The 20,386-nt window shown below is 64.1% G+C and carries 16 protein-coding genes; 9 read left to right on the top strand and 7 right to left on the bottom strand.

Annotated elements, in window-relative coordinates:
- The first annotated feature begins 219 nt into the window (after nucleotides 1-219).
- The 4 genes from NKJ72_RS13890 to NKJ72_RS13875 all read left to right on the top strand — a co-directional run bounded on the left by NKJ72_RS13890 (nucleotide 220) and on the right by NKJ72_RS13875 (nucleotide 5,437).
- Nucleotides 220-1,479, top strand: a complete 1,260-nt coding sequence (locus NKJ72_RS13890) for a sarcosine oxidase subunit beta (protein WP_352477589.1) — start codon at nucleotides 220-222, stop codon at nucleotides 1,477-1,479.
- A gap of 91 nt (nucleotides 1,480-1,570) precedes the next feature.
- The gene (locus NKJ72_RS13885) at nucleotides 1,571-1,867 is read left to right on the top strand and encodes a sarcosine oxidase subunit delta (RefSeq protein WP_023676536.1); all 297 of its coding nucleotides are present in this window, start codon (nucleotides 1,571-1,573) and stop codon (nucleotides 1,865-1,867) included.
- Nucleotides 1,864-4,857, top strand: coding sequence for a sarcosine oxidase subunit alpha (locus tag NKJ72_RS13880; RefSeq protein WP_352477588.1), 2,994 nt, complete (start codon nucleotides 1,864-1,866; stop codon nucleotides 4,855-4,857). Before NKJ72_RS13885 ends, NKJ72_RS13880 begins: the two co-directional genes overlap by 4 nt.
- Nucleotides 4,850-5,437 carry a sarcosine oxidase subunit gamma gene (locus NKJ72_RS13875; protein ID WP_352477586.1) on the top strand — a complete coding sequence of 196 codons (588 nt, stop codon included), beginning with the start codon at nucleotides 4,850-4,852 and terminating at the stop codon, nucleotides 5,435-5,437. Before NKJ72_RS13880 ends, NKJ72_RS13875 begins: the two co-directional genes overlap by 8 nt.
- A 21-nt stretch (nucleotides 5,438-5,458) precedes the next feature.
- On the opposite strand, the gene NKJ72_RS13870 is transcribed toward NKJ72_RS13875, so the two are convergent.
- Nucleotides 5,459-6,157 (bottom strand): nitroreductase, encoded by a 699-nt coding sequence (locus tag NKJ72_RS13870; RefSeq protein WP_352477585.1) that lies wholly within the window; start codon nucleotides 6,155-6,157, stop codon nucleotides 5,459-5,461.
- Between the two features lie 276 nt (nucleotides 6,158-6,433).
- On the opposite strand from NKJ72_RS13870, the gene NKJ72_RS13865 reads away from it, so the two are divergent.
- The 5 genes from NKJ72_RS13865 to NKJ72_RS13845 all read left to right on the top strand — a co-directional run bounded on the left by NKJ72_RS13865 (nucleotide 6,434) and on the right by NKJ72_RS13845 (nucleotide 14,099).
- The gene (locus tag NKJ72_RS13865; RefSeq protein WP_352477584.1) at nucleotides 6,434-7,021 is read left to right on the top strand and encodes a helix-turn-helix domain-containing protein; all 588 of its coding nucleotides are present in this window, start codon (nucleotides 6,434-6,436) and stop codon (nucleotides 7,019-7,021) included.
- A gap of 76 nt (nucleotides 7,022-7,097) precedes the next feature.
- Nucleotides 7,098-9,551, top strand: a complete 2,454-nt coding sequence (locus NKJ72_RS13860) for a GcvT family protein (RefSeq protein WP_352477583.1) — start codon at nucleotides 7,098-7,100, stop codon at nucleotides 9,549-9,551.
- Nucleotides 9,548-10,447, top strand: coding sequence for a homocysteine S-methyltransferase family protein (locus NKJ72_RS13855; RefSeq protein WP_352477582.1), 900 nt, complete (start codon nucleotides 9,548-9,550; stop codon nucleotides 10,445-10,447). The genes NKJ72_RS13860 and NKJ72_RS13855 overlap by 4 nt, the downstream gene beginning before the upstream one ends.
- On the top strand, nucleotides 10,447-11,628 hold the full coding sequence (locus tag NKJ72_RS13850; RefSeq protein WP_352477581.1) for a pyridoxal phosphate-dependent aminotransferase: 1,182 nt from the start codon (nucleotides 10,447-10,449) through the stop codon (nucleotides 11,626-11,628). The genes NKJ72_RS13855 and NKJ72_RS13850 overlap by 1 nt, the downstream gene beginning before the upstream one ends.
- The gene (locus tag NKJ72_RS13845; protein ID WP_352477580.1) at nucleotides 11,625-14,099 is read left to right on the top strand and encodes a GcvT family protein; all 2,475 of its coding nucleotides are present in this window, start codon (nucleotides 11,625-11,627) and stop codon (nucleotides 14,097-14,099) included. The genes NKJ72_RS13850 and NKJ72_RS13845 overlap by 4 nt, the downstream gene beginning before the upstream one ends.
- A 6-nt stretch (nucleotides 14,100-14,105) precedes the next feature.
- On the opposite strand, the gene NKJ72_RS13840 is transcribed toward NKJ72_RS13845, so the two are convergent.
- From NKJ72_RS13840 to NKJ72_RS13815, 6 genes are all read right to left on the bottom strand, one after another.
- Nucleotides 14,106-14,687 (bottom strand): NAD(P)H-dependent oxidoreductase, encoded by a 582-nt coding sequence (locus NKJ72_RS13840; RefSeq protein WP_352477579.1) that lies wholly within the window; start codon nucleotides 14,685-14,687, stop codon nucleotides 14,106-14,108.
- Complete coding sequence (locus NKJ72_RS13835; protein ID WP_502894201.1) at nucleotides 14,684-16,084, bottom strand: FAD-binding oxidoreductase; 1,401 nt, start codon at nucleotides 16,082-16,084, stop codon at nucleotides 14,684-14,686. Before NKJ72_RS13835 ends, NKJ72_RS13840 begins: the two co-directional genes overlap by 4 nt.
- Complete coding sequence (locus tag NKJ72_RS13830) at nucleotides 16,081-17,382, bottom strand: cytosine deaminase (protein ID WP_352477578.1); 1,302 nt, start codon at nucleotides 17,380-17,382, stop codon at nucleotides 16,081-16,083. The genes NKJ72_RS13835 and NKJ72_RS13830 overlap by 4 nt, the downstream gene beginning before the upstream one ends.
- Before the next feature lie 178 nt (nucleotides 17,383-17,560).
- On the bottom strand, nucleotides 17,561-18,412 hold the full coding sequence (locus NKJ72_RS13825) for an ABC transporter permease (protein WP_254818144.1): 852 nt from the start codon (nucleotides 18,410-18,412) through the stop codon (nucleotides 17,561-17,563).
- Entirely contained in the window at nucleotides 18,399-19,241 is an 843-nt protein-coding gene (locus tag NKJ72_RS13820) for an ABC transporter ATP-binding protein (protein ID WP_352477577.1), read from the bottom strand. Before NKJ72_RS13820 ends, NKJ72_RS13825 begins: the two co-directional genes overlap by 14 nt.
- A gap of 3 nt (nucleotides 19,242-19,244) precedes the next feature.
- Nucleotides 19,245-20,249, bottom strand: a complete 1,005-nt coding sequence (locus NKJ72_RS13815; protein ID WP_352477575.1) for an ABC transporter substrate-binding protein — start codon at nucleotides 20,247-20,249, stop codon at nucleotides 19,245-19,247.
- Nucleotides 20,250-20,386 lie beyond the last annotated feature (137 nt).

The raw sequence follows: 20,386 nt of genomic DNA, 5'->3' as shown, positions 1-20,386 counted from the left end.
CGGCATCGGCAGTTTTGGAGCACGTCCTTGATAAAGAGGCTCATATCACGGGGCAAGTCATCCCAGGCGTCTCGTTTTTCGAAGCCGGCCAATCGAACTCGGCCAATCGGAGTCGGTCAATCGAAGTCGGGGAGTCGAAAAGCGATGGCGCAATCTTGGCTTTGCGTTGGCCACCTGCTCTATAGTCTGCCGCCAAGCCTGAAATGGATGACAATAAGAATGGCGGAATATTCGGCCTTTTCGCTTCTCAAAAACGCGCTGACCGGAAACAAGGACTGGAGGCCGGCCTGGCGCAAGCCCGACCCGAAGGCGTCCTACGACGTGATCGTCATCGGCGGCGGCGGCCATGGCCTGTCGACCGCTTACTACCTAGCCAAGGAGCACGGCATCGCCAATGTCGCGGTGCTGGAGAAGGGCTGGCTCGGCTCCGGCAATGTCGGCCGCAACACCACAGCGGTCCGTTCCAATTATCTCCTGCCGGCCAACACGCGCTTTTACGAGCATTCGATGAAGCTGTGGGAGAACCTGGCCCACGACCTCAACTACAACGTCATGTTCTCGCAGCGCGGCTGCCTGAACCTCGCCCACACACCTGCCCAGCTCGACGACTATGCCCGGCGCGGCAACGCCATGCGCCATCTCGGCGTCGACGCCGAACTGATGACTACGGCGGAGATCGCCCGCCTGGTACCGGCACTGGACGTCTCGGCCACCGCGCGCTTCCCGATTGTCGGCGGCCTGATGCAGCGGCGCGCCGGCACCGCCCGCCACGACGCCGTCGCCTGGGGCTATGCGCGCGCTGCAGATCGCCGCGGCGTCGACATCATCGAAAACTGCGAGGTCACCGGCTTCCTGCGCGACGGCGACCGTATCACCGGCGTCACGACGACGCGCGGCGAAATCCGCGCCAAGAAGGTAGCCGTCGCAGTGGCCGGCAGCACCGGGCAAGTCATGCGGCTCGCCGGCATCGAGACGATGCCGATCGAGAGCCACGTGCTGCAGGCCTTCGTCACGGAATCGCTAAAGCCGTTCATCGATACGGTCCTGACCTTCGGCATGGGCCATTTTTATATGTCGCAATCGGACAAGGGCGGCCTTGTCTATGGCGGCGATCTTGACGGCTACAACAGCTACGCCCAACGCGGCAGCCTGCCGATCGTCGATGAGGTGATGAGCGAGATGCTGGCGCTCTTCCCTGGGCTGGCCCGTGTCCGCATGCTGCGCTCATGGGGCGGCGTCTGCGACATGTCTATGGACGGTTCGCCAATCATCACCACCGGTCCGCTGCCGGGCATGTATCTCAACTGCGGCTGGTGCTATGGCGGCTTCAAGGCGACGCCGGCTTCCGGCTGGTGCTTTGCCTGGACCATTGCCAAGGACGAGCCACACGATCTCAACGCGGCCTTCACGCTCGACCGCTTCTACCGTGGCCTGGTGATCGACGACAAGGGCCAGGGCGCCACGCCCCGGCTGCATTAGGCCATGATCCCGAACCGCAGGTCCGCGTCAGCGAAAACTGGAAACCGGTTTTCGGACAAGATCGTGGTCAAACGAGAAGTTTAAGAGATCCATGCTCATCACCTGCCCCTATTGCGGCCCGCGCGACGTGATCGAATTCACCTATCAGGGCGACGGCAATCGCCAGCGCCCACAGCCCGCCTCGCAGAATCTCGACGCCTGGAACGCTTATGTCTACGACCGGCTGAACCCGGCCGGTGACCACAATGAGATCTGGCAGCATTCCGGTGGCTGCCGCGCCCATCTCAGGGTCGTGCGCAACACGCTGACGCACGAGATCTCCAGCACCGCGTTCGCGCGCGGCGATCACAATTCGGTTGCGCGGCACCGGGCCGAGGACAAGCCATGAGCCCGCGCCGTACCGAGGCTGGCGGCCTCATAGACCGGCTGCGGACCATTCGTTTCACCTTCGACGGCGCGCCCTATACCGGCCACGCCGGCGACACGCTGGCTTCGGCGCTGCTTGCCAACGGCGTCACCCTGTTCGGGCGTTCGTTCAAATATCACCGTCCCCGCGGCGTGCTGACCGCCGGCGTCGAGGAGCCTAACGCGCTGGTCACCGTGTTGCGGGGCGAGGTTCGCGAGCCGAACATTCCCGCCACCATGGTCGAGATCTATGACGGGCTGACCGCAATCAGCCAGAACCGTTTCCCCTCACTTGCCTGGGATGTCAGTGCCGTGAACCAGCTCGGCGGCAAGCTTTTGTCGGCCGGCTTCTACTACAAGACCTTCATGGGACCGGTGATCGGTCCGCTGAAGGGCACGCGCTTCTGGATGTTCTGTGAGCATTTCATCCGCCGTGCCGCCGGCCTGGGCAAGGCAGGCACGGCTCCCGATACGGCGCGCTACGAACGCATGAATGCGTTTTGCGATGTGTTGGTAGTCGGCTCCGGCCCGGCCGGACTGATGGCCGCCAGGGCTTCCGATCAGGGTGCACGCGTCATCCTGGCCGAGCTCGAGCCGCATTTCGGCGGCTCGGCCAATTGGTCGGGCGAGACGATCGATGGCATGCCGGCCGCCGACTGGGCGGGGCGCGCCGCTGGCCAGCTCGAAGGCCGTGACAATGTCCGCCTGCTGCCGCGCACCACGGTCTGGGGCTATTATGACGGCAACACGCTTGCTGCGCTCGAACGCGTCACCGACCACAAGGAAACGCCCGGCAAGGGCGAACCCCGCCATCGCTACTGGACAATCCGCGCCAAGTCGGTGGTGCTGGCCACCGGCTCCCTGGAGCGTCCGCTGGTCTTTCCGGGCAATGATCGACCAGGCGTGATGCTGGCTCATGCGGCCGAGCGTTTTGCCAATGAATATGGCGTGCTGCCCGGCGACAGGATCGGGCTGTTCACCAACAATGACAGCGCCTATCGCGCGGCCCTGGCGCTGAAGAAGGCCGGCGCCGTGATCGTCGCCATCGTCGACGTACGCCCTGAGCTTTCGAGCGAGATGCACAAGCTGGCCGGCGAAACCGAGGCCGAGATCTTTTCTGGCCACGCGGTGATCGCCACCGAGGGCGGCAAGGCGCTGTCCGGCTTCAAGGTGCAGCGCTTCGATATGGCGAGTGGCGCGCTTTCCGGCGATCCGCGCAGCATCCACGCCGATTGCCTGCTGATGTCGGGCGGCTGGTCGCCGACCATCCATCTGGCCAGCCAGGCCGGCGCCAAGGCGGAATGGAACGAAACGTTGCAAGCGTTCCTGCCGCCGAAACCTACAACACGGCAATGGATCGGCGCCGGCGCCTTCACCGGCAGTTTCTCCACCGCCGAGGCGATCGCCGAAGGTCGCGCCGCCGGTTTTTCCGCGACGGGCGGAACCGGCGCGCCGGCGGCCTTGCCGGTTGTCGAAGCCGCACCCGGCGATCCCGATCCGGCGCCGGTGTTCGAGATCAGGGCCAGTGGAAAGAGCTTCGTCGATTTCCAGCATGATGTGACGGCCGACGACGTGCGGCTGGCGCATCGGGAAGGCTTCGTCTCGGTCGAGCATCTGAAGCGCTACACCACGCTCGGCATGGCGACCGACCAGGGCAAGAGTTCCAACATACCAGGCCTGGCCATAATGGCCGAGGCGCTGGGCAAGCCGATCCCGCAGGTCGGCACGACGCGCTTTCGCCCGCCCTTTGCGGCGGTATCGATCGGCTCGCTTGCCGCCGAACGCTTCGGCGATCTGAAGCCCGAGCGGCTGACGCCGATGCATGACTGGCACGTCGCCAACGGCGCCACCATGTATTCGGCCGGCCTCTGGTACCGGCCGATGATCTACGGCCATCCCGGCGAGACGATCGAGCAGGCCTATGTGCGCGAAGCGAGAGCCACGCGCGAGAGCGCCGGCATCGTCGACGTCTCGACACTGGGCAAGATCGCCGTGCAAGGCCCGGACGCGGCGGAATTCCTTGACCGCGTCTACACCAACATGTTTTCGACGCTGGCCGTCGGCAAGGCGCGCTACGGGCTGATGCTGCGCGAGGACGGTCTCGCCTTCGATGACGGCACAACATGGCGGCTCGGCGAGCAGGATTTCCTGATGACCACCACCACCGCCAATGCCGGCAAGGTGATGCAGCATCTGGAGTATTTCCTCGACGTGATCTGGCCGGAGCTGAAGGTCCACGTCACCTCGGTGACCGATCAATGGGCCGGTGCCGCCATCGGCGGGCCGAAGGCAAGGCAGATATTGGCTGCTTGCGTCAGCGGCACCGCCGTCGACAATGCCGCACTGCCCTTCATGGGCATCGTCCACGGCGAAATCGCCGGCGTGCCGGTGATAATCTGCCGGCTGTCCTTCTCCGGCGAAATGGCCTTCGAGGTCTATTCCGGCGCCGGTTACGGCACCCATGTCTGGGAGGCGCTCATCGAAGCCGGCAAGCCGTTCGGGCTGGTGACCTACGGGCTGGAGGCGCTGGGCACCATGCGCATCGAGAAAGGCCACGTCACCGGTGCCGAGATCGACGGCCGTACCACGGCACGCGACCTGCATCTCGACTGGATGCTGTCGAAGAAGAAGCCGTTCATCGGCTCGGCGATGATGGATCGCGAGGGGCTGATCGCACCCGACCGCCTGGAACTCGTCGGTATTGTTTCGCTCGACAACCAGCCGCTCAATGGGGGCGCACACATCGTCGAGGAGCTTGACGAAGCCAATCCCCACGGCTCGCTTGGCCACATCACCGCCTGCTGCTATTCGCCGGCGCTCGGCAAATATATCGCGCTTGCCCTGGTCAAGGGCGGCAAGGCGCGGCGCGGCTCGCGTGCCTACGTTTCCGACCCGTTGCGCAACCGGTTCGGGCCGGTCGAGATCGTCTCCAACCATTTCTTCGATCCGGACGGGAGCCGCATGCATGGTTGAACGCCAATCACCGCTTGAGCCGGTGCTGCATCCGGGCTCGCATGGCGATTTCGAGCACGGCGTCGAAATCATCCTCTCCAAAACCAGGCCGGGGTCGATTCTGCAGCTCGCCGCCTGGCCCGGCGAGGAGAAGACGTTGATGGCCGGCATCCATACGGTCACCGGCCTGACTTTGCCCGACGGCGCCGGCGGCGGTGTGACGAACGGCGCCAGGTCGGTGTTCGGCTTTGCGCCGGGAAAATTTACGGTTGTCGATGAAGCCGAGGGATTGGCGACGGCCTTTGCCGATGTCGTCACTCCGGCCATCGGTACGGTCACCGATCTTTCGCACGGCCGCACCGCGATCCGTATCGCCGGGCCGAAGGCCGAGTGGGTACTGGCGAAGTTCTTCGCCATCGACTTCGCGCTGCCGGCCTTCCCGATCGGCGCCGGCCGCTCGACCATGCATCACGACGTCTTCGCGCAGATCCAGCGCACCGCGGCCGATCAGTTCGATATCTATGTGTTCCGGTCGTTCGCACGCTCGTTCTGGAAGGCACTCTGCCACGCCAGCGAGGAAGTCGGCTACGACGTGCAATAACTCAGGCGGCGCGTCGCCACGTTAGCTGGCGAACGTCACCCACTCTTCCAGCGGCGCGCGGTCGGTGCGGAATGCGTTTTCGGGCTTGGACGTGTCCTCATAGCCGAGCGCCATGCCGCAGACGACGATCTCCTCGTCGGGAATGTTGAGCACCGGCCTGATCTGCCGGTGATAGGGCGCGAAGGCAGCTTGCGGACAGGTGTGCAGGCCCCTGCCCCGCGCCGCGACCATGATGTTTTGCAGGAACATGCCGTAGTCGATCCACGACCCCTTGTTCAGCCGCCGGTCGACGGTGAAGATCATGCCGACCGGCGCATCGAAGAAGATGAAGTTGCGGTCGTGCTGCGCGCGCATCCTGTCGACCTCGCGCCGGCCGATGCCGAGCACGCCGTAGAGACCGAAGCCGTTGGCCCGCCGCCGCGTCAGATAGGGTTCGAAGAACTGGTCGGGATAATAGCGATATTCGTCCCACTCCGCCTTTTCGGCGCGGATGCCCGAGCTGAGGATGGCATCGGTGATGCGCTGCTTGACCTCGCCCTTGGTCACATAGACCTTCCAGGGCTGCATGTTGGTGCCTGAGGGCGCGCGCGCGGCAACGGCGAGAATATCGCGGATGGTCTCGTCGTCGATCATATCGGGCAAGAAGGCGCGTACCGATCGGCGCGAGGTGATCGCGTCATCGACGATCGCCGCCGCAATCCGGGAGTTGTTTTCCAGCATGGCCGTCCCTTTGCGTATGATCCCGAACCCGATTCTCCGGAAGGATCATGCGCCGACTAGAAGTGATGGAGCATCCTTGCGCGTCTTTTTGAACGCCCGATAAGCCTATCCGCCTCGACCGGACGCCCCACTCGCCGCTCGTGCGCCGAGCCTTTGCCCGAACCGTCAAAATGGCGCAAGTAAATCTTGTGGGCGCATGAAAATCCTCTTGATTTTTTCACAAACGTGCCGTCACATGAAATTTGCTGGGAATTTTTCACCGAAACAGGGACAGCTTTGCCCTCAACCGCGGCCAGATCGGAACAAGACAGCGGCGAACGGCTGCTGGCCGGCGACATCCGCGCGTTGCGCAAGGCGCGCGGACTGACGCTTGCCGAGACCGGCCTCAAGCTCGGCCGCTCCGTCGGCTGGGTCAGCCAGGTCGAGCGCGGCCTGTCGATCCCGTCGCTCGGCGACCTCAGAGCCTTCGCCGAATTGTTCGGCGTGCCGGTCAGCCTGTTCTTCAGCCATGACGTGCCTGTCGAGACCGAGCGCGGCGTGGTCGTGCGCGCCGGCAGCCGACGCGTGCTTGGCACAAGCGATTCTGGCCTGGTGGAGGAGCTGCTGTCGCCAGATCTCGGCGGTAGCTTCGAGCTGCTGCGTTCGGCCTTCGCCCCGGGTGCCGAGATGAAGACCGAGGCGCGCCGGCCGACCGAGGAAGCCGGCTACGTCGCTTCCGGCAGCTTCGACATCGAAATTGCTGGCGTCTGGCACCGGCTTGGCGAAGGCGACTCCTTCCGCTTCGACGGCAAGCCGTTCCGCTGGCGCAATCCTGGAGCCGAGCCGGCTGTCGTCATCTGGGTGGTTTCGCCGCCTGTCTACTGAACGAATGCATGTCGCCCAAAAGTGCGTGGCGGTTTGGGACAACGACATGCATCAAAACAAATAGTCGGAGAAGAACATGGCCGGTTTGCCGACCACGGCACGCGTTGTGATCATCGGAGGCGGTGTCGTCGGCGCCTCCTCGCTCTATCATCTCGCCAAAGCGGGCTGGATCGACTGCGTGCTTCTGGAGAAGAACGAGCTGACTTCCGGCTCGACCTGGCATGCCGCCGGCAACGTGCCGACTTTCTCCTCGTCATGGTCGCTGATGAACATGCAGCGATATTCGACCGAACTCTATCGCCGGCTGGGCGACGAGGTCGGCTATCCAATGAACTACCACGTCACCGGCTCGCTCAGGCTAGCCCATAGCGCGGAGCGCATGCAGGAATTCCAGCGCGCCAAGGGCATGGGCCGCTACCAGGGCATGGACATCGATGTCGTCGGGCTCGACGAGATCAAGCGTCGTTACCCCTTCATCGAGACGCATGAGCTGAAAGGCGCGCTCTACGATCCGAATGACGGCGACATCGACCCGGCGCAATTGACCCAGGCGCTGGCTAAAGGTGCCCGCGACATGGGCGCGAAGATCATCCGCTTCTGCCCGGTCACCGGCGTGCGCCGAGAAAACGACGAGTGGGTGGTCGAGACGGCGCAAGGCGAGATCCGCTGCGAGATCGTCGTCAACGCCGCCGGATACCGCGCCGCCGAGATCGGCAGGATGTTCGGCCGCGAGGTGCCGATGATGGTGATGAGCCATCAATATATCCTGTTCGAGGAAATCCCCGAACTGGCGGCGTGGTCGAAGGAACAGGGCAAGAAGCTGCCGCTGCTGCGCGACGTCGATACGTCCTATTATCTGCGCCAGGAAAAGAACGGTATGAATCTCGGCCCTTATGAGCGCAATTGCCGCGCCCACTGGGTCGGCCACAACGACCCGATGCCCGACGACTTTTCGTTCCAGCTGTTTCCCGACGATCTCGATCGGCTGGAAGATTACCTGGCCGATGCTGTCGCCCGCGTGCCGATCCTCGGCACCGCCGGCCTATCCAAGGTCATCAACGGGCCGATCCCCTATGCGCCGGACGGCAACCCGCTGATCGGGCCGATGCCCGGCGTGCCCAACGCCTTCGAGGCCTGCGTCTTCACCTTCGGCATCGCCCAGGGCGGCGGCGCCGGCAAGGTGCTGGCCGAATGGGTGACCGAGGGCCAGACCGAATGGGATATGTGGTCCTGCGATCCGCGCCGTTTCACCGCCTTCGCCTCGGCTCCGGATTATTGCGTTGCCAAGGGCATGGAAATCTACGGCAACGAATACGCCATCCAGTTCCCGCGCCATGCCTGGCCGGCCGGACGCGATCGCAAGCTGTCGCCGCTCCACGGCCGCATCAAGGCACTCGGCGCACAGTTCGATGCCTATAATGGCTGGGAACGCGCCACCTGGTATGCGCAGCCCGGTGACGACGTCTCCGAAGAAGCCACGCTGACTTTCCGCCGCGACGGGCCGTGGCAGCATCGTGTGCGCCAAGAATGCCTCGCCGTCCGCGATGCCGCCGGCATTCTGGACCTGCCGGGCTTTTCCCGTTTCAATCTCGACGGTCCAGGTGCCGCCGAATGGCTCAGCCTCCAGGTCACGGGCCTGGTGCCGAAACCCGGCCGCATCGGCCTCGTCTATTTTGCAGACGACAAAGGCCGCATCGTCACCGAAATGTCGGTGATCCGCCACGACGAGAACCTGATGACGCTGATCACCGCCGCGGTGGCTCAGTGGCATGATTTCGAATGGCTGAAATCGCGCATCCCAAAGGACGCCACATTCAAGCTGATCGACAGGACGGAGGAATACTCTACCCAGATCCTCGCCGGTCCCAACTCGCGAAAAATCCTGGCCGAACTCTGCGCGGCCGACCTCACCCTGCCCTGGCTGACGCATCAGGAGACCAATATCGCCGGACGTTGGGCAAAGCTGGTGCGCGTGTCCTTCGCGGGCGAGCTCGGCTGGGAAATCCACAGCAAGATCGATGATACCGCAGCGATCTTCGACACCGTCTGGGCAGCTGGCCGGAAGCACGGCCTGAAACCGTTCGGCATGTACGCGCTGGATTCGCTGCGGCTCGAAAAAGGTTACCGCACCTGGAAGGGCGACCTGTCGACCGCCTATTCGATCCTGCAGGGCGGGCTGGAGCGCTTCGTCAGATGGGACAAGCCTGACTTCCGCGGCAAGGCAGCGCTGCAGAACGAGAAGCAGCAGGGCGTCAAGAAACGCTTCGTCACGCTTGTCGTCGAAAACCCCGGTGACTGCGATGCGCCTTATATGTCGACGCTGTGGCGTGACGGCCGGATCGTCGGCGAGACGACGTCCGGCGGCTGGGGTCATCGGATCGACAAATCGATCGCGCTCGGCATGCTGCGCGCGGACCTGACCGAGCCGGGAACGGCGGTCGAGGTCGAGATCTTCGGGGAACGTTTTCGGGCGGTCGTGCAGGAGGATGAGCCGTTATGGGATCCAAAGAACGAGAGGCTCAGAGCATGAAGAAAGTGATCCTCACCGATGGCGGCATGGGCCAAGAGCTGGTCCGCCGCAGCAGCTCCGAGCCGACGCCGCTGTGGTCGGCCAGGGTGCTCATCGACGAACCGGATCTGGTGCGCGACCTGCATGCCGAATTTATCCGCGCGGGCGCCCGCGTCATAACCATCAACACTTATTCCGCAACGCCGGAGCGGCTGGCGCGCGAAGGCGCGGAAGAGCTGTTCAAGCCGCTGCAGAAGCGCGGCATCGAACTGGCAAGGCAAGCACGCGACCAGGCCGGCGACGCGGCGATCGCCGGCTGCCTGTCGCCGCTGTTCGGCAGCTATGCGCCAGCGCTGACGATATCCTTCCAGGATACGCTCGACGTCTATCGCCGTATCGTTGCCGAGCAGGCGGACGGCGTCGATCTGTTTCTGTGCGAAACCATGGCGTCGGCCGAAGAGGCGCGCGCCGCCGTCACCGCGGCATCGGAAAGCGGCAAGCCTGTATGGGTGTCGTGGACGCTCGCCGACCACGGCGCACCGCGCCTGCGCAGCGGCGAAGCCATTGCGGCGGCGGCAAGCGCTCTCGACGGCCTGCCCGTCACGGCCCGGCTGATCAATTGCTGCCGGCCCGAGGCGATCGCTGCAGCGCTCCCCGAACTGATCGCCCTCGGCGGGCCGGTCGGCGCCTATGCCAACGGCTTCACTTCGGTCGAGGCACTCAACCATGGCGGCACCGTGGAAGTGCTGCACGCCCGCCACGACCTCGATCCGGATGCCTATGCCGGCCAGGCGATCGGCTGGGTCGAGGCTGGCGCCGGCATCGTCGGCGGCTGCTGCGAAGTCGGACCGGCCCACATCGCCGCGCTGCGCGACCGGCTCGAACAAGCCGGCTACGAAATTTCGGGAGTAGCATAATGCCCAGACCATCATCGCGCATTTCCGGCATCGTGCCTTCGGGCAAGGATGGCTGGGAGGTTCATTCCGCTGCCTGGGCGCGCAAGCAGGCTGGCGAGGACATCATCATGCTGTCGGTCGGCGACCATGATTTCGACACGCCGGGCGAGACGATCGAAGCCTGTGTGACGGCCGTCCGCGCCAGCAATCACCACTACACGCCGCTTGCCGGCGTTCCACGCCTGCGCAAGGCGATGGCGGCGGCCTCGACGCAGTGCACCGGGGTTGCGACCAGCCCCGACCAGGTCATCGCCACGCCGGGCGGGCAGGCCGCGCTTTACGCGGCCATTCAAGCGGTTCTCGACCAGGGCGACCATGCCATCGTCGTAGCGCCCTATTACGCCACCTATCCGAATACCTTCAGTGCGGCGGGCGCCGAGTTCAGCGTCGTCGAGACCCCCGCCGAAGACAGCTTTCAGCCGCGCGCCGCCGACATCCGCGCCGCCCTTCGGCCGAACACCCGCGCCATCCTGATCAACACGCCGAACAATCCCACGGGCGCCGTCTATTCGCGCGAGCGCCTGGAAGAGCTGGCGCAGATCTGCCGCGAGCATGACCTTTGGCTCCTGTCGGACGAGGTCTACTGGACGCTGGGCCGCGGCGAGCACGTCTCACCACGCTCGCTGCCTGGCATGACGGAACGCACGCTAGTCATCAATTCGATGTCCAAGAGCCACGGCATGACCGGCTGGCGCATGGGCTGGCTGACCGGGCCCGAGGAGATGATCTCGCTGCTGACCGACCTCAATCTGGTGATGACCTACGGCCTGCCGGCCTTCATCAGCCTCGCCTGCGCCGAGGCGCTCGAAAACGGCTACGGCGTCGAGGAGATCGCCGAGCGCTATGCCGCGAGGCGCGCCGTCGTTCTCGATGCCATGCGCGGTATGAACAACGTCACCGTGCGCGGCTCCGAAGGCGGCATGTATGTGATGCTCGACATATCGGCGATCGAGCCGGACGACGAAAAATTCGCCTGGGCTTTCCTCGACCAGGAGAAGGTCGGCGTTATGCCCGGCTCGAGCTTCGGCGCGGCCGCAGCAGGCCACATCCGCTTCAGCCTCTGCCAGCCTGAGCCGGTGCTGATGGAGGCTGCCACACGCCTGCGCCGCTTCGCATCCAGCTATCGCCGCGAGGCCGCATGAGCGCCCCGCCCACCAAAGCCATTCCGACCAAGGCCATTCCTCCCAAAGCAAGGGCGGTCATCATCGGCGGCGGCGTCTCCGGTTGCTCGGTCGCCTATCATCTGGCCAAACTCGGCTGGACCGATATCGTGCTGCTCGAGCGCAAGCAGCTGACGTCAGGCACGACATGGCACGCTGCCGGCCTGATCGGCCAATTGCGCGGCTCGCAGAACATGACGCGGCTGGCGAAATATTCGGCCGACCTCTACGTCAAGCTCGAGGCCGAGACCGATGTCGGCACTGGCATGCGCCAGGTCGGCTCGATCACCGTGGCGCTGACCGAGGAGCGCAAGCACGAGATCTATCGGCAGGCGTCTCTCGCCCGCGCCTTCGATGTCGAGGTGCGCGAGATTTCGCCAGGTGAAGTCAAGCAGATGTACCCGCATCTCAATGTATCCGATGTGGTCGGCGCCGTGCATCTGCCGCTCGACGGCCAGTGCGACCCCGCCAACATCGCCATGGCCTTGGCCAAGGGCGCGCGCCAGCGTGGTGCGACGATCGTCGAGAATGTGAAGGTGACCAAGGTCCATACCAGGGCCGGCCGCGTCACCGGGGTGTCCTGGGCGCAAGGCGACGAGCTAGGCACGATCGAGGCCGATATCGTCGTCAACTGCGCCGGCATGTGGGCACGCGAGCTTGGCGCCCAGAACGGCGTCACCATCCCGTTGCACGCCTGCGAACATTTCTATCTCGTCACCGAGCCGATCGCCGGGCTTTCCCGCCTGCCGGTGCTGCGCGTCCCGGACGAGTGCGCCTACTACAAGGAAGATGCCGGCAAGATGATGCTCGGCGCCTTCGAACCGGTAGCCAAGCCGTGGGGCATGAACGGCATAAGCGAGGATTTCTGCTTCGACCAGTTGCCCGCGGACATGGATCACTTCGAGCCGATCCTCGAAATGGGCGTCAACCGCATGCCGATGCTGGGCACCGCCGGCGTCCACACCTTCTTCAACGGCCCCGAAAGCTTCACGCCCGACGATCGCTACTATCTCGGCGAGGCGCCGGAGCTTTCCGGCTACTGGATGGCGACCGGCTACAATTCGATCGGCATCGTCTCCTCCGGTGGCGCCGGCATGGCGCTGGCGCAATGGATCAATGACGGCGAGGCGCCTTTCGATCTCTGGGAGGTCGACATCCGCCGCGCCCAGCCGTTCCAGAAGAACCGCCGTTATCTCAAGGAGCGCGTCTCCGAAACGCTCGGCCTGCTCTACGCCGATCATTTCCCCTACCGGCAGATGGCGACTTCGCGGAACATAAGGCGCTCGCCGCTGCATGAGCATCTGCAGGCGCGCGGTGCCGTGTTCGGCGAGGTCGCTGGCTGGGAGCGCGCCAACTGGTTCGCCAGGCCCGGCCAGGAGCGCGAATACCGCTATTCCTGGAAACGGCAGAACTGGTTCGACAACCAGCGTGAGGAGCATCTGGCGGTCAGGAACGGCGTCGGCCTGTTCGACATGACCTCGTTCGGCAAGATCCGCGTCGAAGGCCGCGACGCCTGCGCCTTCCTGCAAAGGCTCTGCGCCAACGACATGGATGTGGCGCCGGGCAAGATCGTCTATACCCAGATGCTCAACCAGCGCGGTGGCATCGAGAGCGACCTCACCGTCTCGCGGCTGTCTGAAACAGCCTTCTTCCTCGTCGTGCCCGGTGCGACGCTGCGGCGCGACCTGGCCTGGCTGCGAAAACACCTTGCCGACGAGTTCGTCGTCATCACCGATGTGACCGCTGCCGAAGCCGTGCTCTGCCTGATGGGCCCGGATGCAAGAAAGCTGATTCAAAGGGTGAGCCCCAACGATTTTTCAAACGAAAACAACCCGTTCGGGACGTTTCAGGAGATCGAAATCGGCATGGGGCTGGCCCGCGCCCACCGCGTCACCTATGTCGGCGAGCTCGGCTGGGAGCTTTATGTCTCGACCGATCAGGCCGCCCACGTCTTCGAGGCGATAGAAGAAGCCGGCACCGACGTCGGCCTGAAGCTATGCGGCCTGCACACATTGGATTCCTGCCGCATCGAAAAGGCCTTCAGGCATTTCGGCCACGACATCACCGACGAAGACAATGTGCTGGAGGCCGGCCTCGGCTTTGCCGTGAAGACGGCCAAGGGAGACTTCCTCGGCCGCGATGCGGTGCTGAAGAAGAAAGAAACCGGCCTGTCGCGCCGGCTGGTGCAGTTTCGCCTGAACGACACCGAGCCGCTGCTCTTCCACAACGAGGCGATCCTGCGCGACGGCAGGATCGTCGGTCCGATCACCTCGGGCAATTACGGCCATCATCTCGGCGGCGCTATCGGGCTTGGTTACGTGCCTTGCAAGGGCGAGAGCGAGGCGGATGTCCTGTCGTCGTCCTACCAGATCGAGATCGCCGGCGAGCGCTTTGCGGCGGAGGCGTCGCTTAAGCCGATGTACGATCCGAAGGCGGAACGGGTGCGGACGTAGCGCACCTCAGAGCGCGTCGATCCTGGCCGCGACTTTCGCCACGAACCTGGTCCGACTGCCCTCGGTCGACAGGTTCATCGAGTAATGCGCAAGGTAGGAAACCGACCCGCCGGGCTGGATCGTCGCGCGCAGCACCCGATTGACCAGCTTGCGCGGCGGGTCACCCATCAGCATGGCTCGGAACCGGCTGCCGCCATAGGTTGTGACGGCGACCACCTTGCGAATATTGTGCAGTGACGGCTGCACTTTGCCGGCGACCAGCTTGAACGACACGCCGGGCAGGAAGACGCGATCGAAAAAGCCTTTCAGAATGGCCGGATAGCCGAAGTTCCACACCGGAAACGACAGCACCAGCGCCTCGGCCCGCAGCAAGCGCTCGACATAAGCCGACGCCGGATCGCCGTCGCTGCGTTCGTCGTGATAGGACATCCGTTCGGCGCGCGTCAGCCTGGGATCGAAATTCTCGGCATAGAGGTCGCAGTCGTCGACCACATGGCCGGCCGCCTTCAGGCGCTCGACGATGGTCCGGTGCAGGCCGGCATTGAAGCTGGTCTCCACCGGATGAGCGTAGAGGACGAGGATGTTCAACCCGCGTTCTCCAGCCCCTTGAACAGGAACGACTTGCCCGAGCGATAATCATAGTCCGGGTTTTCCCAGGCGATCATCTTGCCCGGATTGAGCAGCCCTTGCGGGTCGGTTTCGCGCTTGAAGGCGAGCTGCACCTCGTCGGTGCGCTTCATGCCGCCTTCTTCCAGCGTGTAGCGGTGCGGGTTGAAGATCCAGCAGCCATTGTCCTCGTGGATACGGATGATCTCGTCGAGCCGCTCCGCCGTGGTGAAGCGCACCAGCGGCAGCCCTGCGATGCCGATGGCGCCGTCGAAGCGGATGAATTCGAGATGCGCCGGCACCTCGTCACCGAAGCGATCGACCATCGCCTTGACGTGGCCGAGGTGGTCCGGCGACGGGTAGCGGGTCTGCAGGTAGGTGATCGTCGGATCGACCCGGATGGCACGCAGCGTCGTGTGGTTCCAGGTCAGCTCATAGGCCGGCGGCAACCCTTTGAGATCGGCCTCCTTGTCGGCCCGGAAGACAATCTCGCCCTTGCTGCGCGCCGTGAAGGCAAGGAAGGCATCCATCGCATGCGGTGCGATCATCAGGACGACGATGCTTTGGCCGCGCCGGAAAAACCGCTGGTGGCGCTTGAAATAATCGTAGGGGATCGGTGCTGCGATCGGCGTGATCAGTTTCGCCAGTATGCCGTCCTGGATGGCGAGGTCGTTGCCGAACCCGGCCGCATCCATGAAATCGTCGAAGCCGACGATGACGTCGATCCAGTCATAGCTGGCGGTCAGCGGCATCTCGACTTCGGTGATGATGCCGTTGGTGCCGTAGGCATGCATCACCTTCAGCACGTCCTCGCCGGTGAGCTCCATGACACGCGGCTCAGCCTCCATCGTCACGGTCCTCAGCCGGATGACATTGCCGAGATCGCGCAGTCCGCCCCAGCGGATCGAGCCGATACCGCCGGAGCCGCCGGCGACGAAGCCGCCGATCGATGCCGTGTTGTAGGTCGACGGCGACATGCGGAGCTCCTGGCCGGAATGCGCCCGCGTCGCTCTGTCGATGTCGGCGAGCACGGCGCCGGGGCCGGTGACGACACGGCCGGGGGCGATCGTCTTGACCGCGTTCATCTCGGCGAGATTGAGCACGACGCCGCCGGACAAGGGCATCGCTTGGCCGTAGTTCCCGGTACCGCTGCCGCGCGGCGTCACCGGCACGCCATGCCGGTGACAGGCGGCGAGAATGCGGACGACCTCGTCTTCGGTTTTCGGCGTCACGATCAGGTCGCCGGTGACGTGATCGAGCTGCTGCTTCAGCACCGGGCTGTACCAGTAGAAGTCGCGGCTCTTCTGCTGGACGATCGCCGGATGGTCGTCGATCTTCAAACCGTGCAGGTCGCGCTTGAGCGCCGCAATATCCATCATTCCACCATCAGATCATCGAGTTCGGCATAATCGGGCAACTGGCACTCGATCGACAGGCCGTCGCGTACAACGATGCGATCCGATTCGGGCCGTGACAGCAATTCCGTCCAGCTCCGTCCCTTGAAGACGACGAAATCGGCCGGCGCTCCGGCGGCAAGCGTGCCGAAACCGTCGAGCCGCATCACCTTGGCCGGCGTCGAAGTCACCGCTTGCGGCCAGTCGGCGACGGGATGGTCGAGATGCAGGATGCGCGTCGCCATCCGGTAAACCTCAAGCATGTCGAGATCGCCATAGGCGTAGAACGGGTCGCGCGTATTGTCGGAGGCGACGGCCACGGCAATGCCGCGCGCCTTCATCTCGTGCAGCAACGTCACCCCGCGCCAGCGCGGCGTGGTGTTGTCGCCGCGCCGGTCCTGCAGATAGAGATTGCACATCGGCAGCGACACCACCGTCAGGCCGGCCTTGGCGACCTTGTCCAGCGTGTCGAGCACGTCGAGATCGGGCTGGCGCGCCAGCGAGCAGCAATGGCCGACCAGGATGTTCCCCTCGAAACCGTTCCAAAGGGCGGCTTCGGCGATTTTCTTCAACGAGATCGCCGCGATGTCGTCGGTCTCGTCGGCATGGAAATCGAGGTCGAGGCCGTGCTTGATCGCCTGCGCAAATACCTGGTCAAGCAGTTCTTCGAGATCCGGTACTATATAGGTGACGACGCCGAGCACGCCGTTGGCCGCAGCCACTCGCTTGGCCAGCCTCTCGAACCATTTCCTGTCGCGCACGCCCTCGATGCCGAGCAGGCAGGCCGCCTGCAGCTCGATGCGGCCGCGCCATTCATCCCGCATCGTCTCGAACACCGGCCAGGAGATCTCTTCCTGCGGCGCAACGCTGTCGAGATGCGTGCGCAGTGCCCTGGTACCATGCGCATAGGCCGAGCGCAGCGAAAAATCCATGCGGCGGGCAACGTCGTCGGCGCTCCAGCGCGCCGCCCGATCGGCGCCCGTTGCGTTCAGCGCGCCCATGAAGGTGCCGTCCGGGTTGGGCTTTCGAGGCCAGATATGGCCCTTGTCGATATGGGTGTGGCAGTCGACGAAGCAGGGCAAGACGATCCGGCCGCCGAGATCGGTGGCGCCTGCCGGTGCATTGGATCGCTGATGTGCTGCAATGCTGGAGATTTTTCCATTGGCGACGGCGATATCCGTAAGCGCAAAGCCGTCGGCATCGAAGGCAGCCGCAAGCCCTGGCGTCAGCGACTGATGAACACGAACGTTTGCAAGATGATAAGGACCAGAGGCTGGTATCAAGCCGCACTCCCCTCTGTCCTGCTGGACATCTCCCACTCAAGGGGGGAGATCCGCAGCTTCAACCGGGGCGCTTCCTTTGCCGCGTCCGAGATTAGCGAAAACAAAACATGCAGCCGATCTCCCTCCTTGAGGGGGAGATGTCCGGCAGGACAGAGGGGGGTAACGGCGCCGACCATGCCTACCGCTCCTGCCTCAGCGCGCTCTCGTGCCAGCGCCGCAAAATGAGATGCGATACAAGCGACAGAACCAGGAAGATCAGGATGCCGGTCAGCGAGATCAGGATCAGCGCGGCGAACAGCCTTGGCGCGTTGAGCCGGTAGCCGGCCTCGATGATCCGCGAGGCGAGGCCGGACGACTGGCCGGTGGCGCCGGCGACGAACTCGGCCACCACCGCGCCGATCAGCGACAGCCCGCCGGCGATCTTCAGCCCACCGAGGAAATAAGGCATCGCCGCCGGCAGCCGCAGGTAGCGCAACTGCTGCCAGCGGGTCGCACCGTTGAGCTTGAACATGTCGCGCAGATTGCGGTCGACCGAATTGAGGCCGAGCGTGGTGTTGGAAAGGATTGGGAAGAAGGCGACGATCCAGGCGCAAAGCAAAAGCTTTGTCGTCTGGTTGTCGACATAGATGTTGATCAGCGGAAAGATCGCGACGATCGGCGTCACCTGCAGCACGATGGCGAACGGAAAGAACGACATCTCCACCCATTTCGACTGAGCGAACAGCACCGCCAGCCCGACGCCGCCGATGACGGCGAGAAGCAGGCTCAAGAAGGTGATCCTGAGTGTCACCAGCAGCGAGGAGAACAGCAGCCCGGCATCGTCATGCAACGTCTGCAGCACCACGCCGGGACGCGGCAGGATGTATTTCGGGATGTCGTTCCAGACGCAGACACGGTCCCACAGCCAGATCGCCAAGATCATGATGGCCAGCGGCAGCAGCCATCTGCCGATGCGCTCGAAGCGCTCCTGGCGGACGCGGCGCGCCTCCTCCGGGTCGAGCGCCAGGACTGGTTCTTCAATGGCCGTCATGATGCGGTCCGGCAGTTGAGTTGATGGCGCCGATCAGCACGTCGGATGCCTGGCGGCAGAGCGCGGCATAGTCGGGCGAGGTGCGAAACGCCTCGTCGCGCGGATAGGGCGCGTCGACGGCAAGCTCGGCGAACACTCGGCCCGGCCGCGCCGCCATGACGACGACACGGTTGGAGAGGAAAACGCTTTCGAAGACGCTGTGGGTGACGAAAACGACGGTGAAACGCTCATCCTGCCATAGCTCCAGAAGGTCATTGTTGAGCTTGAAGCGGGTGATCTCGTCGAGTGCCGCGAACGGCTCGTCCATCAACAGAATCCGCGGCTTGGTCACCATGGCGCGGGCGATCGAGACGCGCATCTTCATGCCGCCCGACAGTTCGCGCGGCACCGCCTTCTCGAAGCCGGTCAGGTGAACCCGCGCCAGCATCTCCATCACCGTCGGTGCCGCCTTGGCCCGCGACACGCCCCTCAGCCGCAGCGGCAGCCAGACATTGTCGAAGACGTCGGCCCAGGGCAGCAGCGTCGGCTCCTGGAAGACGAAGCCGATATTCGAGCGGTCGCCGATATTCGAACGATCGCGGGCGCCGCTGCCGCGCCAGTCGAGCAGGCCCGAGGTCGGCGTCGACAGGCCGGCAATCAGCCGCAGCGCCGTCGATTTGCCGCAGCCGGACGGCCCGAGCAGGCTGAGGAAATCGCCTTCCCGGATCGTCAGCTCGACATTGCTGAGCGCGGTGACGCCGTTGGAAAAAACCTTGCCGACGCCACGCAGCGCCAACAGCGTCGGCCCCGGTACACTTCCTGGCTGTTGCGCCACTTTCTCCAGCTTCACGGTCTACTTCTTCAGGTCGAGCCCGACGCCCTTGTTGACGAAGGAAAGCGTGTAGGCCTTCTTGATGTCGATGCCCGCCGGCGCGACCTTGGCCTTGACCATCTTGTCGTAAAAACTCTGGATGCGCGCGTCGGTCATGGCGCCGATGCCGAGCTTTTCGCTGTCGCCGGAATCGACGACGCCGAACTTCTTCAACTGCTCGATCGAGAAGGCGATCTGCTCATCCGTCATGTCCGGATTTTCCTTCTTGATCATTTCGTTGGCGGCCTTGTTGTCGCCGTAGAGATAATTGTACCAGCCCTTGGCCGAACCATCGACGAAGCACTGGACCACCTCGGGCCGCTTGTCGATCGTCTCCTGCATGGTCTCGACCGTCGTTGCATATGTGTCCCAGCCATAGTCGGCCAGCAGGAACTGGTTCGGCGTGAAACCGCCCTGCTTTTGAACGGCGAATGGCTCCGAGGTGACGTAACCCTGCTGGATCGACTTCTTGTTGGCGATGAACGGCGCAGGGTTGAAGGTGTATGGCACGCGCTTGGCGGCATCGAAGCCAAGGTCGGTGACCATCCACTGGAAGAAGGTCTGCGCACCTTCGTCGCCGAGGATGTACTGGTCGGCGTTCTTCAGGTCTTCCCATTTGTCCAGCCCCTGGCCGGGATGGGACATGATGACCTGCGGGTCCTTCTGGAAGTCGGCGGCGACGACGCGCATCGGTATGCCTTGCTGCACGGCATCGAAGGCCGACAGCAAATTGCCGCCCATGTAGAAATCGATCTTGCCGGCCAGCAGCAGCGGCCGGCCGCTGACCTGTGGGCCGCCCTGCATGATCGTCACGTCGATGCCGCAGGCCGCATAGGTGCCATCCGCCACCGCCTGGTAGTAACCGCCATGCTCCGGCTCGGCCAACCAGTTGGTGCCGAAGGTGACTTTTTCGTTCGCTGCCGCAGCAAGCGTGCCTGCGCCAAGCAGCACGATCGCGCCGGCCGAAATCTTCAGTTTTCCGTACATCCACACCACCCTTTGTTCGCTCCGGCGCGTCACGCGGCGGGCTCGACACCGTTGTTTCAAGAAGCAAGACACATGCCACCGGCGCGTTGCGCCGGGACCGCCCGCTTGTGCAATGCCCGCCTGTGCAATGGCGGCGC

It is taken from the genome of Mesorhizobium sp. M0045, from assembly GCF_040323385.1.
GTDB lineage: Bacteria > Pseudomonadota > Alphaproteobacteria > Rhizobiales > Rhizobiaceae > Mesorhizobium.
This window is presented reverse-complemented; position numbering and strand designations above follow the sequence as displayed.